Origin of the sequence: Streptomyces sp. NBC_01283, from assembly GCF_041435335.1 — a bacterium.
In the GTDB taxonomy this organism is placed as follows: Bacteria; Actinomycetota; Actinomycetes; order Streptomycetales; family Streptomycetaceae; genus Streptomyces.
Genome location: NZ_CP108430.1, coordinates 601,981 through 615,495, shown reverse-complemented (window position 1 = coordinate 615,495; position 13,515 = coordinate 601,981). Strand labels below are relative to the sequence as shown.

Sequence of the window (13,515 nt, the reverse complement as noted above, 5' to 3'; positions counted from 1 at the left end):
GGCAGGCTCGACGGGCGCGAGCGGTTGGCTGGTGGGGCGCGAGCGGCGCGGGTGGCGCGCTTCCGGGGTGCGGGTGTGTCAGCTGGTGCGCGGGCCGGTGTCGAGGGTCTTCATCAGGTCCAGGACCCGTTCCGGTGTGGGGTTCGCCATCTCGTCGACCAGGCGGCCGTCGGCCAGGAAGACCACGCGGTCCGCGTAGCCCGCGGCGACCGGGTCGTGGGTGACCATGACCACGGTCTGGCCCAGCTCGCGCACCGAGTCGCGCAGGAAGCCGAGCACTTCGGCCCCGGCCCGCGAGTCGAGGTTGCCGGTGGGCTCGTCGCCGAAGATGATCGCCGGCCGGGACGCCAGGGCGCGGGCCACCGCCACGCGCTGCTGCTGCCCGCCGGACAGCTGCCCGGGGCGGTGGTCAAGTCGCCCCGAGAGGCCGACCATCGACACCACGCGCCGCAGCCACTGCTCGTCGGGGCGACGGCCCGCGATGCTGAGCGGCAGCGTGATGTTCTCGATGGCGGTCAGGGTCGGCAGCAGATTGAACGCCTGGAAGATGAAGCCGATCCGGTCACGGCGCAGCTGCGTCAGCTGCCGGTCGTCGAGCGTGCTCAGCTCGGTCGTACCGATGCGTACGGAGCCGGAGCTGAAGGAGTCGAGTCCGGCGGCACAGTGCATCAACGTGGACTTGCCGGAGCCCGACGGACCCATGATGGCGGTGAACTCGCCCTCCCGGAAGGAGATGCTGACCTCGTCCAGGGCACGGACACGGGTGTCTCCGCTGCCGTAGACCTTCGACAGTCCGGTGGTGGCGGCCGCGATCCCGGTGGTCGCGTGCAGGTGGTGCGGGGCAAAGGATCCGGGGGTCACAGGAGAACTCCTCTTCGGTGCGGAAGGTGCACGTCGAAGGGTGTCCGGGGAACGTATCGGCGCCTGGGCCGCGACGTATCGATGGCCGCTTTGGTGTGCGTCGGTTGTGTAGTGGGTGGAGCGAGTGCGGTGCATGCGGTGTGCGCGGCTCAGGTGGGCAGGCGCAGGGTGGCGACGGCGCCGCCGTCCGGGGCGTTGTCCAGGCGAAGTTCGGCGCCGAGCAGCCGGGCCTGACCCAGCGCGATGGTCAGACCGAGGCCGTGTCCCGAGCCGCGCTCCGCCGCGCCGGTGTGGAAGCGCCGCGGCCCGTCGCGCAGTACGTCAGGGGGAAAGCCGGGACCGTGGTCGCGTACGACGACGGTGTGCCCCTCGACGGTGACCCGCACCGGGGTCTTCCCGTGCCGATGGGCGTTGACGACGAGGTTGCTGACGATGCGTTCGAGGCGGCGCGGATCGGTCTCCACGGTCTGCGAAGCCGGCTCTTGCCACGTCTTCTTTTGCGGCGCTCGCCGCTGGGGAGTGTGGCCCCCGGTTCCGTCGGCGACGGCGATCTCGGTGCCGAGGCCGGTGCGCGCCACCGCTTCGGAGACGACCGCGGCCAGCGGGACATGGGCCCGGACCGGCTGTTCGGCCCCCGCGTCGAGGCGGGAGATCTCGAGGAGGTCCTCGACCAGGCCGCGCAGATCGCGCACCCGGGCCCGCAGCAGATCCTCCGTCTCGCCCGCGGGCAGCAGGTCGGCGGCGGCCAGCAGACCCCCGACGGGGGTGCGCAGTTCGTGGGCCACGTCCGCGGTGAAACGGCGCTCGGAGCGCAGCTGCCGGGCAAGGCTGTCGGCCATGAGGTCGACGGTGGCGGCGATGTCGTCCACCTCGTCGCGGCCGTCGGCCGACCCGGTCCGGGCGTCCAGATCTCCGGCGGAGATCCGGCCCGCCGTCTCCGAGACCCGCCGTAGCCGGCGGCCGAGGAGCCCGGCCCCGTAGACCGCCAGGGGAACGGCCGCGGCGAGCGCCAGCAGCGAAGCCACCGCCATGACCACGTCGAGCCGCCGCAGCTCGTGCAGTTCCGGGCTCATGTTGACCCGGACGGCCAGCACCCGGCTGCCCGTACCGCCGACCCGCTGGGCACCCCAGTAGCTGGGCCCCAGGTTGTCATCGACGCGTTCGTCGTACGCCGTGTGCCGATCGCCGTCGGAGGGATGGCGCAGCGCGGCGGGCAGATCGTCCGGATCCAGCTCGGCGCCGTCCGCCAGTGACCCGGTGCGGCGGTAGACGTCCATCGCGGAGTAGACGGTGTTGAAGGCGGTCGCCTCTGCCCGGCTGCGGATGTCCTGCGCGGTCCACAGGTGCACCAGCACGCCCACCACCACCGCGACCAGACAGGCTGTGGCCGCTGCCAGCGCGGCGATCTTCCAGCGCAGGGCAACGCGGACCGGCCGCCGCCGACGGAACGATGACACGGGCCTCAACGCCTGAGCTTGTAGCCGAAGCCGCGGACAGTCTCGATGCGATCCCGTCCCAGCTTGCCGCGCAGCCGCTGCACACACAGGTCCACGACCCGGCTGTCGCCGTCCCAGCCGTACTCCCAGACGTTGCGCAGCAGAGTGTGCCGCTCCAGCACGATCCCTGGATGAGCGGCGAACTCGAGGAGCAGCTTCAGTTCGGTGGGGGTGAGTGCCACCGGCCGCCCGGACACCGATACCTCCAGGCCACCCGTGTCAATGGTGAGCTCCCCGAAGACCAGCATCCTCTCATCGGACGGCGCCGCCTCCTCGCCCCCGGCCGGGCCGGTCCCGTGGGCGGGCGCGTACGTCGCCCGGCGCAGCAGCGAGCGGATTCGGGCCACCAGGACGTAGGTGTCCACGGGCTTGACCACGTAGTCATCGGCCCCGCCCTCCAGACCGGCGACGACATCGAGGCCGTCGCCGCGCGCGGACATCATCAGGACCGGCACCAGGCTGGTCTCGCGGACCTTTCGGCACAGCCCGATCCCGTCGAGACCGGGCAGCATCACGTCGAGGATCAGCAGGTCGAAGCTCTCCTCGCGGAAGAGTTCGAGCCCGGCGAGCCCGTCGGCGGCGACCTTGACCTCGTAGCCGTAGCGCTCCAGGGCGACGGCGAAAGAGCGGCGCATCAGGTCGTCGTCCTCGACCAGCAGCACACGAACGGGCTGCGGGGCGGCAGGAGCCGGGGTGGGCGACGACACGGGGATCACTCCTGTTCGGACGGACGGACGGACGGACAGACGGCCGGTCGGCCGGTCGGACGTCGGGCGGGCCCCCGGGTACTCGCACCTGCGGCGACCGACGGCCCGCAAGGAACGATATGGCAGGCATCGGACGCGGCAACCGCGCCGCGCACCGGACACACACCGCACCTATGCCGGGTTCGCCGCTCGTAGACCCGCAGGTCAGGCGGACGAAACGGCACACAGACACCCGGCACGCGCTCCCTGGACCCCAGCCACCCAGGGGGCGGCGCCCCCGAACCGATGGCCGACCAAGCGCTCGTTGATACCCACTGGATACAAACCGCTGGACGGCGAGGGCCTACGGGGAGGTGGCCGGTGGTGCGAACAGTGCCTGGACGGTTTCGGTGGCCAGGTCGCGCAGCCAGGTGTGGGCGCGGTCGTCGTCGTGACGCTGGTGCCACAGCAGATACAGCGGCACATCGGGCATCTGGAGAGGCAGGGGCAGCGGCAGCGTGATGAGGCCGAGCCGGGCCCGGGCCGCGCGGGTGACCGCGTCGGGGAGGGTGAGCACCAGGTCGCTCTCGGGGGCGAGTTGCAGCGCGAAGGCGACGGTGGGCCCGGCGGCGACGACACGGCGTTCGAACCCGCACGTGGCCAGGGCATCGTCGATCGGGTCACGCAGCCGCCCGCGCCGCGAGACCGTGAGGTGCTCGGAGGCCGCGTAACGCTCAAGGCTCAGCGGGCCTTCGGTGAGGGGATGGCCGGGCCTGACGGCGACGACGAGCTGATCGTGGCCGACCAGGCGGTGGCGGATGTCGGGCAGGACCGGCGGACTGGAGCTCGATGCCAGGTCGACCTCGCCCCGGCGCAGCTCGGGGGTGTCCGTGCCGGGTTCGCCCGGCAGACGCAGCTGGACGCCGGGGGCTTGACTGCGGACGGCGGCGAGCAGAGCCGTCCCGCAGGCGCTGGTCAGGGCGTCGTGCCAGCGCACGGTGAACACCCGCTCCAGAGCCGGCAGGTCGAGCTCCTGCTGCTCGGACAGGAGGTGATGGGCCTGCTGCACGAGGGCGTGGACCTGGGTGCGGATGGCCAGCGCGCGGGTGGTGGGGACCATGCTGCGGCCGGTGCGGACCAGGATCTGATCGCCGGTGGCCTTTCGGATGCGGCCCAGCGAGCGGCTCATCGCGGGTGCGGTGACATGGAGGCGGGCCGCGGCGCCCGCGACACTGCCCTCTTCCAGCAGCGCGTCCAGGGCCGTGAGCAGGTTCAGATCCAGTTGCATGAGAGTAACTCTATGAGTGAAAAGCATGCACTTGTTGTTAATCACCGAGCGGCCTAGGTTCGAAGCACGGGAGCGGGCCAAGCCGCCCCGCCCGCACCACACCGAAACCCCTGGAGTCCGCCATGAGCACAGCCATGCCTTTCGACGCCGACGCGACGCTCATGTCCGAGGTGAAGGCCGCGGTGGAAACAGCCGGGCTGACGCTGCGCGAGCGCTACACCACGCACGCCCGAGGCGTGAGCCTGAGCGACGTCGTCGACGAGATCCACGCCAACGACGACGCGGTGCTGGGCGTGTTGCGCGAACCGCTGCTGCGGGCCCGGCAGGGATCGCGGTGGGCCGAGGACGAGCTGGCGGGCGGCGCGCTCCCGCCGGGGGAGTGGTGGGTCGTCGACCCCGCCGAGGGCAACATCAACCACGTACACGCCATGCCGGACTGGGCCGTCACCGCGACCCTGGTGCGCGACAACCAGCCGGTACTCACCGTCGTCCACCTGCCGCTGACCGGCGACACCTACACCGCCGTCGCAGGCGGCGGCACCCGCCTCAACGACCGTCCCCTGAAGGTGTCCGCCAAGACGGACCTGGGTGCCGCGCTCGTCGGCACCGGTCAGGCCAAGCCCGGTGAGGACAAGGACACCTTCCGGCGGATCGGCGACTCGGTCACCGCCATGCTCACCGGCGGACTCGTCGTGCGGGTGTCCGTTCCTGCCACGATGCAGCTCATCCACGTCGCCGCCGGACGCATGGACGCGTTCTGGCAGTTCTCCGACGTCCGCTCCGGCCTGGTCGCAGGTGCCCTGCTGGTGACCGAGGCCGGAGGCACCGTCACCGACCTGGCGGGCGAGCCCTGGAGCGCGGGCAGCCGAGACTTCCTCGCCGCCGCCCCCGGCATCCACGCCGCCGCCCTCGAAATCCTGAGGCCGATCGCCTGACCGCATCCTGGCGCCGATCGCCCGACAGCGCTGCGGCGTACTCCCGTCCCACCCGCACGACATCACCCGGGCGCCCAGGCATCTCACCCCGGGGCCCCGGCATCATCCCGGCATCACAAGGAGCATCACCTGATGACCAGCATCGGCATCCTCGGCGCAGGCCGCGTCGGCACCAACCTGGCCGACAAGCTCGCCTCGGCAGGCCACCACGTCACCCTCGGCGTCCGCAGCCCGAAAGGGCCGACCGCAGCGCCCGCCGCAGACACCAGCCCCCGCATCTCCTACTCCGACCAACGCACCGCCGCTCGCACCGCGGACATCGTGATCAACGCGACGCCAGGCGACAGCGCCTTGGACCGCCTGACCGATCTGCGTACGGAACTAGCCGGAAAGATCCTCGTCGACGTCTCCAATGCCACCCGCGACGCCGCCGACGGCCTGCCCGGCGACCTCTGCTACCCCGGCAGCAGCCTCGCCGAGCAACTCCAGGCCGCCCTCCCCGACACCCGCGTGGTCAAGACCCTCAACACCATGCTGTTCATGGTCATGACCGCCCCCGAAATCCTGGCCACCCCGCCGACCGCCTACGTCTCGGGCAACGACGAGCACGCGAAGGGGATCGTCACCGGCCTGCTCGCCGACCTGGACTGGCAGCCCGCGTGGATCGAGGACCTCGGGGACATCACCACGGCCCGTGCCACCGAGGCCATGATCCTGGTCGTGCCCCACCTTCTGCGCCGGGACGGCTTCAGGCCCTTCGCGGTCTCCCTCGCCCGCTGAGAGGCCCGGGGCGGACGGAGCGGCCCGGGAGGGACGGAGCGGTCCGGTGACGGACGGAGGGGAAGGGCCTATCGGGCCGCGTCACGCTCCTGGTTCCGCAGATAGGCATCATGCGCGGCAGGAGCGAAGAGTCCGGCGATGAACGCTGCCGGGCCGCCGTAGAGCAGCGGGGGCCCGACGTCGGAAATCCAGTCTCCGATGGCGAGAACCGCGATGGCATCTACGTAGCAGAACAGGAACAGAGCCCCCGAACCGACCTTCAGCATCCTTCACCCCGCTCGATCAGCGCATGCCTCCCATTGCATGCCCGGTCTGGTATCGACCAACACCGTTTGGAAGGCGGCTGGTTGACGCAGTGCCGTGGCGGCTACTTCGGGTCGCGGTTGAACTGGGTCATCGACCAGCGATAGCCGAGCGTGATCAGGGCGAGGCACCAGGCGAGCGCGATCCAGCCGTTGTTGCCGATCTCGGTGCCGAGCAGCAGCCCGCGGAGGGTTTCGATGGCGGGGGTGAAGGGCTGGTATTCGGCGATGGGCTGGAACCAGCCCGGCATCGTATCGGCCGGGATGAAGGCGCTGGAGATGAGGGGCAGGAGAATCAGCGGCTGTGCGCTGTTGGCGGCTGCTTCTGCGTTCGGGCTGGCCATGCCCATCCCGACCGCGATCCAGGTGAGCGCCGTGGCGAACAATGCGATGAGCCCGAAGGCGGCCAGCCACTCCAGGGTAGTGGCATCCATGGACCTGAAGCCGATGGCCACGGCGACGGCAGAGACGAGGACCACGCTGGCCATGCACTGCACCACGCTGCCGACGACGTGCCCGATCATCATGGAGCCGCGGTAGATCTTCATCGTGCGGAAGCGGGAGATGAGGCCCTCGTTCATGTCCATCGAGACGTGGACCGCGGCCCCGATGACAGTGCTGCCGATGGTCATCATCAGGATGCCCGGGACGACATAGGCGATGTAGTCGGAGCGGTCCGCGTCGCCGCCGCTGATGCCCGTGCTCATCACGTTGCCGAAGACGTAGACGAAGAGCAGCAGCATCATGATCGGCGTGAGCAGCAGGTTCAGGGTTCCGGACGGATAGCGCCACGCGTGCAGGAGGTTGCGGCGGAGCATCGTGGACGAGTCGCGCACGGTGAGGGAGAGGGAGCTCATCGGACGTTCTCCTTGGGCTGGTTGGGGACGGCGGCCGGGCCGGTGAGGGCGAAGAAGACGTCGTCGAGGTCGGGGGTGTGCACGGTCAGTTCGTCGGCTTCGATGCCTGCGGAGTCCAGCCAGTCGAGGAGGGAGCGCAGTTCGCGCTGGGTGCCGTCGCTGGGGATCTGCAGGGCCAGTGCTTCGTCGTCGCGGGTGACTTCGCGCAGGGTGGTGGCGGCGGACTGGTAGGCGGCCGGGTCGTCGAAGCGCAGGCGTACGTGGCCGCCGGGGATGAGCCGTTTGAGTTCCTCGGCGGTGCCTTCGGCGGCGATCTTTCCGTCGTTGAGTACGGCGATGTGGTCGGCGAGTTCGTCGGCCTCTTCGAGGTACTGGGTGGTGAGGAAGACGGTGACGCCGTCCGTGACGAGCTCGCGGATGATGGTCCACATGTTGTGCCGGGAGCGCGGGTCCAGGCCGGTGGTGGGCTCGTCGAGGAAGATGATGCGCGGGTTGCCGACCAGGGTCATGGCGATGTCCAGGCGGCGCTTCATGCCGCCGGAGTAGGTCGAGGCGGGCTTCTTCGCCGCTTCCACCAGGTCGAAGCGCTCCAGGAGTTGGGCGGCGACCCGGCGGCCCTCCTGCTTGGGCAGGTGGTGCAGGTCGGCCATGAGGAGCATGTTCTCCTCGCCGGTGATCAGGCCGTCGACGGCGGAGAACTGTCCGGTGACACCGATCGCGGCGCGCACCTTCTGGGGGTGCGTGGTGAGGTCGTGGCCCGCTACCTGGGTCTGTCCGCCGTCGGCGGTGATGAGCGTGGAGAGGATCTTGACGGCGGTGGTCTTGCCCGCGCCGTTCGGGCCGAGCAGCGCGAACACGGAACCGGTGGGGATGCGGATGTCGATGCCGTCGAGCACGGTCCTGTCGCCGTAGGACTTGCGCAGACCGACAGTGGAGATGGCAGCGGACGACGGTGGAGCGGCACCCTGTCTCGTTGTGGGCATGACAGACGAAGCAGAAGAAGGCATGGGCCCTCCCGTTCGGATCTTGAAGTTGCAAGGGGGTGGGGTGAGGTGAGGCATGAGGGGGCAGGGAATGGGGGGTACTCGGTTGCGCGGCGGCGGTATGCGCGGCGAGCGCCGCGAACGGTGCTCGCCATCACGGTCAAGCATCGCCACTGCGGAAAGGATGATCAACGACGTATCGTGCAACGAGAGTTAACTCAGCGGTTCACGAACCGCGGGCGGAAAGCGGGGAGCGGGGAACGTGGAGCTGCGGGAGATAGAGATCTTCCTGGCGTTGGCCGAGGAGCTGCATTTCGGCCGGACCGCTGACCGGTTGCACGTAACTCCGGCCCGCGTCAGCCAGGCCATCAAGAAGCAGGAACGTGTCATCGGCGCGGAACTGTTCAAGCGGACCAGTCGCAACGTTCAACTGACGCCCATCGGGAAGCAGTTGAGAGACGGCCTGGCGGATGGCTACCGGCAGATCCAGGAGGCGCTGGCCGCCGCGGCAGCCGCCGGGCAGGGCATGATCGGGGAACTCCACATCGGCTATGCCACCGCGTGGTGCGGCAATCTCATCGTGGCGGCCACCGACACCTTCCGGACCCGCCATCCCGACTGCCAGGTCCACATCTACGAGTCACCCATGCTTGACCCCCTGGGCCCGTTGCGCGACGGCAGTCGTGATCTCCAGCTCATCGAGCTGCCGATCGACGAGCCGGACATCGTCAACGGTCCGGTGCTCTTCTCCGAGCCGCGCGCACTGGTCGTCCCCGCAGACCACCCGTTCGCCGAGCTGGAGACGGTCTCGATGGAGGACCTCGCGGACGCCCCCTTGATCACCATCACCGGACAGCCCCAGTACTTCCTGGACCTGCACTACCCCCGGCGCACACCCAACGGCCGACGCATACCGCGCGGTCCGTCGACCACCGCCTGGCAGGAAGTGCTCGCGTTGGTCGGCGCCGGCAAGGGAGTTTCCCCGACCAGCGCACGCGCGGCCCAGTACTACTCCCGCCCGGACATCGTCTACGTCCCCTTCCGCGACGCACCGCCGGTGGAGTACGGCTTGCTGTGGTCGGCCACCGGGAACATCCCGAAGGTGCGCGCGTTCGTCCAGACCGTTCTGGAAACGGCCGCCGTGCGAACCGCTGCGGCGGGAGGTGGTTCAGCGGCGCCCAAGTCTCCCTGACCCTGGCGGTGGTTGAGATACCGGCACCGGCACGGCATCCTCGCCCGATGTGCTGTCAGCGGAGAGTGTGCTTGCACATGTGCTTGCCCTTGACGCCGCCGGGATCCTTGGCGACCTTCTTCCCGTCGACGGTGATCGAGCAAGGTGCTGCGGCGAACCGGCCGTCGGACAGCATGACCGATCCCGGCACGATGGACACGGTGATCCCGACCTTGCGTTCGGTGCTGTTCAAGGTGAGCGTGTCCGACTTCTTCCACGGCAGCGTGACCTGCTCGGAGTGGTTCGTGTCGAGGTTGTAGTAGACGTTGGACTTGCCCTTGCCGCCGACTTCGAAGGTGATCTCGTAGGACTTGTCCGGCCCACGGGGGGCCGGCTTCGACGGCGAGGCGCCCGTGCCCTTGTCGGCGCGTTCCGCCTTCGCACCGTCGTCCTTGGCGCCGCCGTCGCCACCGCCGCACGCGGTCATCAGCCCGGCCGCCGCTACGAGCGCCACTATCGTCGTTGTCCTGCGCATGTGTGTTGTCCCCCGTGGTGCGGATGTGACTTGGTGTGCGGCACTGAGCCGCACGAAGCATCGTATGCGTGACGCTTCCTGAGGCTGGCGGGCGGGCGGTCGAGTGCATCAGGCGCATTGCCAGGTGAACATGGCACGTTCGAAGCGTCGTTCGGCCAGGTCCTGCGGGCGGATCAGCCAGTACAGGGCTCCGCAGTCACCCCACATCATGTCCGCGGCGTTCTCGCTGTCGATCTGCGCCAGCAGCACCCAGCCACCCGCCTCGTCGGACAGGCGCGGATCGTCCCAGGACGTGTCGCCGCCCAGGGCCGCGTGCGCGATCTCGATCTCCACCGGGTTCTGGACCGGGTGGGCGTGGCCGCCTATCTGGTGGCCCACGGAGCCGTCGAAGTCCCACAGCGCTTCGAGGAACTCCTGGGCGCACACCGGGTGGTCGTATCGATGCCCCAGTGGAGCTTCCGGCGCGAACGCCTCCCGGACGCGTGGGTGCCAGGATTCGGCCGCCGTCATCTCCGGCCGGGCGGCCAGCGGTACCGCCGGATACGGCGTGAGCTCCTCAGGAGCGGCGCGCTCCACGGCCACCTCTCCGCCTGCCACGTAGAGCACGCGGGCGCCCGCCCAGCTCTCCGGGTCCTCGGGCAGGACGAGGGCATCCCCGTCATCAACCTGGCCGTCGAAGTAGAAGAACAGCAGGCACCCTTCCTCCGGCAGATCGATGTCCAGAACACCTGCGGGCAACATCGAGCAGTCGACCGAGGCGATGAAGGACAAGGGCCCGTACCCGTCCCACCACGGCCACTCCGCATGGGCCGGCAGCCTCGGCAGACCCCCCAGCTGACCGACTGCCTTGTCCGAACTCGTTCCAACGCCAAGACATACGCCGGGCCGGAGCAGACCGAGCCACCGTTCTGCCGTCTCGGGGGAGAGGTACTGCTGAGCGAGGGCGCGCAACTCCTCAGAGGATCCATGTGTCATGCCTGCGATCATGCACGGTGCCACTGACATGCAGGCGGCGCCCGTACTTGCCCCCCAGGGAAGCCGGGGAAGCCAGCGAAGCCCGGGGAAACCCAGGGCAGCCCACGAAGATCATGCGTAGGCTGCGCCAATGGTCACCCTGGAACCCGCGAGCACGGCTCTTGTCCTGGTCGACTTGATGCCCCGGATCATCGACCTGCCGCTCGGCCCTCGTTCCGGCACCGACACGCTGGATGCTGCCTGCGCTCTGGCCGAACGGTTCCGAGCCGGCGGTGCGTCGGTGGTCGCGGTGAGGACCGAACGACCGAACGTCGTGGAACAGCCGCCCGGCAGCGAACTGCACCAGCGGGTAGCGGCTTTGGCCGACGCAGTGGTCGTCAAGGGCACCATCGGCGGCTTCCACCACACCGACTTGCATGAGCTCTTGCAGGGGCGGGACGTCTCCACCCTCGTCCTTGCCGGCATCGCCACCAACATGGGCGTTGAATCGACGGCGCGCGCAGCATCTGACCATGACTACGGGCTGGTCTTCGTGGAGGATGCGATGACCGCCCTCACAACGGCGGAGCACCAGGCGGCGATCACCCTGAACCTGCCCCGCTTCGGCCAGGTGACGTCCAGTTCCGAACTCACCCTGAGGGTGGCCGCCACCCCGTCCTGAGATGTCCGCCGCGCCCTGCGATCCTCGATCGCCCCCGCTCGCCAGATGCGGCGCAGTTACCGTGGCCGTATGGATCAGGATGAACTGGTGCTTCACGCCTCGTCGTTCGGCGCAGCGGCGGCCGCATACGCCGAGCACCGTCCGGACTGCGCGCGGACCGCGGTGCGTTGGGCGCTCGAACCCGCTCCTGGCCCACGCGTGCTCGACCTGGGTGCCGGAACCGGCAAGCTGACGGCCACGCTGGTCGCGCTGGGCGCCGAGGCCATCGCGGTGGAGCCCGACGCGGCCATCTGTGGAACCTCATGGACGACGAGGTCGAGTGGGTTGCCGAGCTCGCACGTGTCAGCGGCAGCGCAGCAATCGGCCCACGTGGCACGCCCGCCAGCTGGCGCGCCGAGACAGCTGACGTGCACCTCTGCTCACCGGCGTACTGCGGGTCCGTCGGCCGTGAAAGAGGGTCGTTGGCACGAACAGGGCCCAGGAAGTGGCTCTTTCGGTCACTTTCACCCCCGCGTGGGGGTTGCTCGCCCGGCCCGTGCGGTAATCGCGCAAAGTACTCCGTATGACGACACCCGCAGAGCTGCTTCGTTCCTTCGCCCGCACCCGGGCCTCGCTCGACGGTGAGCAGGTCACGTACTGGTGGTCGGGAGACGTGTACTCCTGGGGCCCCGATGAGCCCTACCAGCGTCTCTTCGGCTTCGAAGGGCTCAACGTCGCCCGCCTCGTCCAGGACACCGAAGCCGGCCCCGACGCCTACCAACTGCTCACCCGCGAGGCCGCCTTCTACCTGGACCCCGTGTCGCGCGAGATCCTGGAGACCTGGCAGGACCTGCCGGTGGTGCACATTTGGAACGACCCGGCCAACCAGCGGTGGCGTCCCTTTCCCATACCGACGACCGATCTGGGCGGACAGGTCTGTTTCAGCCTGGAGATCCCGCTTGCCTACCCCTCTCCGCTGCCGGTCTCGGAGTACCCGCTGAACTCGGCCGACGACACGTACCGGGCCCTGGAGCTCTTCCAGTTCTTCGCGGACCGCGCCGACCTGGCGGGCTCGGCGCCCAGCATCCCGGCCAGCATGTCGTGGACCCGGATGTCCCAGTGGCTTCCGTGGATGGCACGCGGTCAGCGGCCCGGCGGCCTCACGTATCACTGCCGGGGTCGCAAGCTCGGCTCGTACGCCGAGGTCCCCGAGCGGACCCGGACCTACATCGCCGGCCACCACCCGCAGTTCGCCGAGGCCCCGGAGAAGTGGAGCGAGCCGAACGAGACGAGTTGGACGTACTTCCGGAAGCTCCACCCGCCGAAGTAGCCGAGACGCCTCACCGGCCCGGCGATGAGGCTCTCCGTCCGTCGGGGGCTGCTTCCCCTGGAAGTCGCTGTTCCGTGCCTGGAAGACGCCTCTATCGTGGTCACGATGAAGACTCGACTTGTCGACCCCCGGGACACCCAGTGGGAAGCGGACCGCCCTGCGTACCGTGTGTGTTTCTGGGACAGAACGGCCATGCACGCACACGAGCACGAAGTCACGGACGCTGATGCCGATGAGGTGCTGGCCTGGGCCAAGGAGCAGGCAGAGGCCGAGGGCTGGTCGTACACCGCGTGCGTAGTCGTGGAGTCCGACGGCGCGGTCGGGCTCGTACGGATCGGTGGCGTCGTCGGCGATCCGTGGGCTGGGCAATAGGACCGGCCAAGCGTTGGTGATGCCGGGACACCACGATGGGGGACATTGGCCGGTCGGGCTTATCTGGCCCTGAGTCGATCATCAACGCAGCCTTAAGGATCACGCTCTGGAGCCGACAGCGGGGGATCGGCGGCAAGTGGACGCTTACGTTCGGTCGTGTGAGTTTCCAAGCAGCAGTCCCAGACCCGTCCATGTACCCAGCGCTTTCCTCCTACCTGACGCGCACATCAGATCAACGTGTGCGCAAGGCGTTCGGGGCGTCACGCCCGGCGGACGGGCCCACGTACGCCGCGCCACCGAGCGG

Annotated in this window: 15 protein-coding genes; 6 read left to right on the top strand and 9 right to left on the bottom strand. The window is 69.3% G+C overall.

The annotated features are described in order from the left end of the window. Positions 1-78: 78 nt before the first annotated feature. The 4 genes from OG302_RS02775 to OG302_RS02760 all read right to left on the bottom strand — a co-directional run bounded on the left by OG302_RS02775 (position 79) and on the right by OG302_RS02760 (position 4,331). Positions 79-861 (bottom strand): ABC transporter ATP-binding protein, encoded by a 783-nt coding sequence (locus tag OG302_RS02775; RefSeq protein ID WP_371525178.1) that lies wholly within the window; start codon positions 859-861, stop codon positions 79-81. 149 nt (positions 862-1,010) lie between these two features. After that, positions 1,011-2,318, bottom strand: coding sequence for a sensor histidine kinase (locus tag OG302_RS02770; protein WP_371525177.1), 1,308 nt, complete (start codon positions 2,316-2,318; stop codon positions 1,011-1,013). Between the two features lie 5 nt (positions 2,319-2,323). Continuing rightward, positions 2,324-2,992 (bottom strand): two-component system response regulator CseB, encoded by a 669-nt coding sequence (gene cseB, locus OG302_RS02765; protein ID WP_371749999.1) that lies wholly within the window; start codon positions 2,990-2,992, stop codon positions 2,324-2,326. 415 nt (positions 2,993-3,407) lie between these two features. Then, positions 3,408-4,331 carry a LysR family transcriptional regulator gene (locus tag OG302_RS02760; protein WP_371525176.1) on the bottom strand — a complete coding sequence of 308 codons (924 nt, stop codon included), beginning with the start codon at positions 4,329-4,331 and terminating at the stop codon, positions 3,408-3,410. A gap of 122 nt (positions 4,332-4,453) precedes the next feature. Between OG302_RS02760 and OG302_RS02755 the strand changes: the two genes are divergently transcribed. After that, positions 4,454-5,266: an inositol monophosphatase gene (locus tag OG302_RS02755; RefSeq protein WP_371525175.1), complete on the top strand. Its 813-nt coding sequence runs from the start codon at positions 4,454-4,456 to the stop codon at positions 5,264-5,266. Between the two features lie 132 nt (positions 5,267-5,398). Then, entirely contained in the window at positions 5,399-6,046 is a 648-nt protein-coding gene (locus OG302_RS02750) for an NADPH-dependent F420 reductase (RefSeq protein ID WP_371525174.1), read from the top strand. 68 nt (positions 6,047-6,114) lie between these two features. On the opposite strand, the gene OG302_RS02745 is transcribed toward OG302_RS02750, so the two are convergent. The 3 genes from OG302_RS02745 to OG302_RS02735 all read right to left on the bottom strand — a co-directional run bounded on the left by OG302_RS02745 (position 6,115) and on the right by OG302_RS02735 (position 8,188). After that, entirely contained in the window at positions 6,115-6,312 is a 198-nt protein-coding gene (locus OG302_RS02745; RefSeq protein WP_371525173.1) for a hypothetical protein, read from the bottom strand. A 101-nt stretch (positions 6,313-6,413) separates the two neighbouring features. Next, positions 6,414-7,205: an ABC transporter permease gene (locus OG302_RS02740; protein ID WP_371525172.1), complete on the bottom strand. Its 792-nt coding sequence runs from the start codon at positions 7,203-7,205 to the stop codon at positions 6,414-6,416. Continuing rightward, a complete protein-coding gene (locus tag OG302_RS02735) occupies positions 7,202-8,188 on the bottom strand; it encodes an ATP-binding cassette domain-containing protein (RefSeq protein ID WP_371525171.1) in 987 nt (328 codons plus the stop codon). The genes OG302_RS02740 and OG302_RS02735 overlap by 4 nt, the downstream gene beginning before the upstream one ends. A gap of 262 nt (positions 8,189-8,450) precedes the next feature. Here OG302_RS02735 and OG302_RS02730 point away from each other — a divergent pair, with 262 nt between their 5' ends. Continuing rightward, positions 8,451-9,380 (top strand): LysR family transcriptional regulator, encoded by a 930-nt coding sequence (locus OG302_RS02730; protein ID WP_371525170.1) that lies wholly within the window; start codon positions 8,451-8,453, stop codon positions 9,378-9,380. Between the two features lie 55 nt (positions 9,381-9,435). Here OG302_RS02730 and OG302_RS02725 read toward each other — a convergent pair whose 3' ends face one another. Then, positions 9,436-9,894 (bottom strand): hypothetical protein, encoded by a 459-nt coding sequence (locus tag OG302_RS02725; RefSeq protein ID WP_371525169.1) that lies wholly within the window; start codon positions 9,892-9,894, stop codon positions 9,436-9,438. Between the two features lie 108 nt (positions 9,895-10,002). Then, entirely contained in the window at positions 10,003-10,869 is an 867-nt protein-coding gene (locus OG302_RS02720; RefSeq protein WP_371525168.1) for a YwqG family protein, read from the bottom strand. A gap of 130 nt (positions 10,870-10,999) precedes the next feature. Here OG302_RS02720 and OG302_RS02715 point away from each other — a divergent pair, with 130 nt between their 5' ends. The 3 genes from OG302_RS02715 to OG302_RS02705 all read left to right on the top strand — a co-directional run bounded on the left by OG302_RS02715 (position 11,000) and on the right by OG302_RS02705 (position 13,211). Further along, positions 11,000-11,530: an isochorismatase family protein gene (locus OG302_RS02715; protein WP_371525167.1), complete on the top strand. Its 531-nt coding sequence runs from the start codon at positions 11,000-11,002 to the stop codon at positions 11,528-11,530. 562 nt (positions 11,531-12,092) lie between these two features. Further along, a complete protein-coding gene (locus OG302_RS02710) occupies positions 12,093-12,839 on the top strand; it encodes a DUF1838 family protein (protein WP_371525166.1) in 747 nt (248 codons plus the stop codon). 105 nt (positions 12,840-12,944) lie between these two features. Beyond that, a complete protein-coding gene (locus OG302_RS02705) occupies positions 12,945-13,211 on the top strand; it encodes a hypothetical protein (RefSeq protein ID WP_371525165.1) in 267 nt (88 codons plus the stop codon). Positions 13,212-13,515: the final 304 nt, after the last annotated feature.

Bases quoted from the DNA above. Each gene is read 5' to 3' on its own strand.
- cseB (WP_371749999.1), bottom strand. From the start codon at position 2,992: ATGCGCCGCTCTTTCGCCGTCGCCCTGGAGCGCTACGGCTACGAGGTC.
- OG302_RS02760 (WP_371525176.1), bottom strand. From the start codon at position 4,331: ATGCAACTGGATCTGAACCTGCTCACGGCCCTGGACGCGCTGCTGGAA.
- OG302_RS02755 (WP_371525175.1), top strand. From the start codon at position 4,454: ATGAGCACAGCCATGCCTTTCGACGCCGACGCGACGCTCATGTCCGAG.
- OG302_RS02750 (WP_371525174.1), top strand. From the start codon at position 5,399: ATGACCAGCATCGGCATCCTCGGCGCAGGCCGCGTCGGCACCAACCTG.
- OG302_RS02745 (WP_371525173.1), bottom strand. From the start codon at position 6,312: ATGCTGAAGGTCGGTTCGGGGGCTCTGTTCCTGTTCTGCTACGTAGAT.
- OG302_RS02740 (WP_371525172.1), bottom strand. From the start codon at position 7,205: ATGAGCTCCCTCTCCCTCACCGTGCGCGACTCGTCCACGATGCTCCGC.
- OG302_RS02735 (WP_371525171.1), bottom strand. From the start codon at position 8,188: ATGCCCACAACGAGACAGGGTGCCGCTCCACCGTCGTCCGCTGCCATC.
- OG302_RS02725 (WP_371525169.1), bottom strand. From the start codon at position 9,894: ATGCGCAGGACAACGACGATAGTGGCGCTCGTAGCGGCGGCCGGGCTG.
- OG302_RS02720 (WP_371525168.1), bottom strand. From the start codon at position 10,869: ATGACACATGGATCCTCTGAGGAGTTGCGCGCCCTCGCTCAGCAGTAC.
- OG302_RS02715 (WP_371525167.1), top strand. From the start codon at position 11,000: ATGGTCACCCTGGAACCCGCGAGCACGGCTCTTGTCCTGGTCGACTTG.
- OG302_RS02710 (WP_371525166.1), top strand. From the start codon at position 12,093: ATGACGACACCCGCAGAGCTGCTTCGTTCCTTCGCCCGCACCCGGGCC.
- OG302_RS02705 (WP_371525165.1), top strand. From the start codon at position 12,945: ATGAAGACTCGACTTGTCGACCCCCGGGACACCCAGTGGGAAGCGGAC.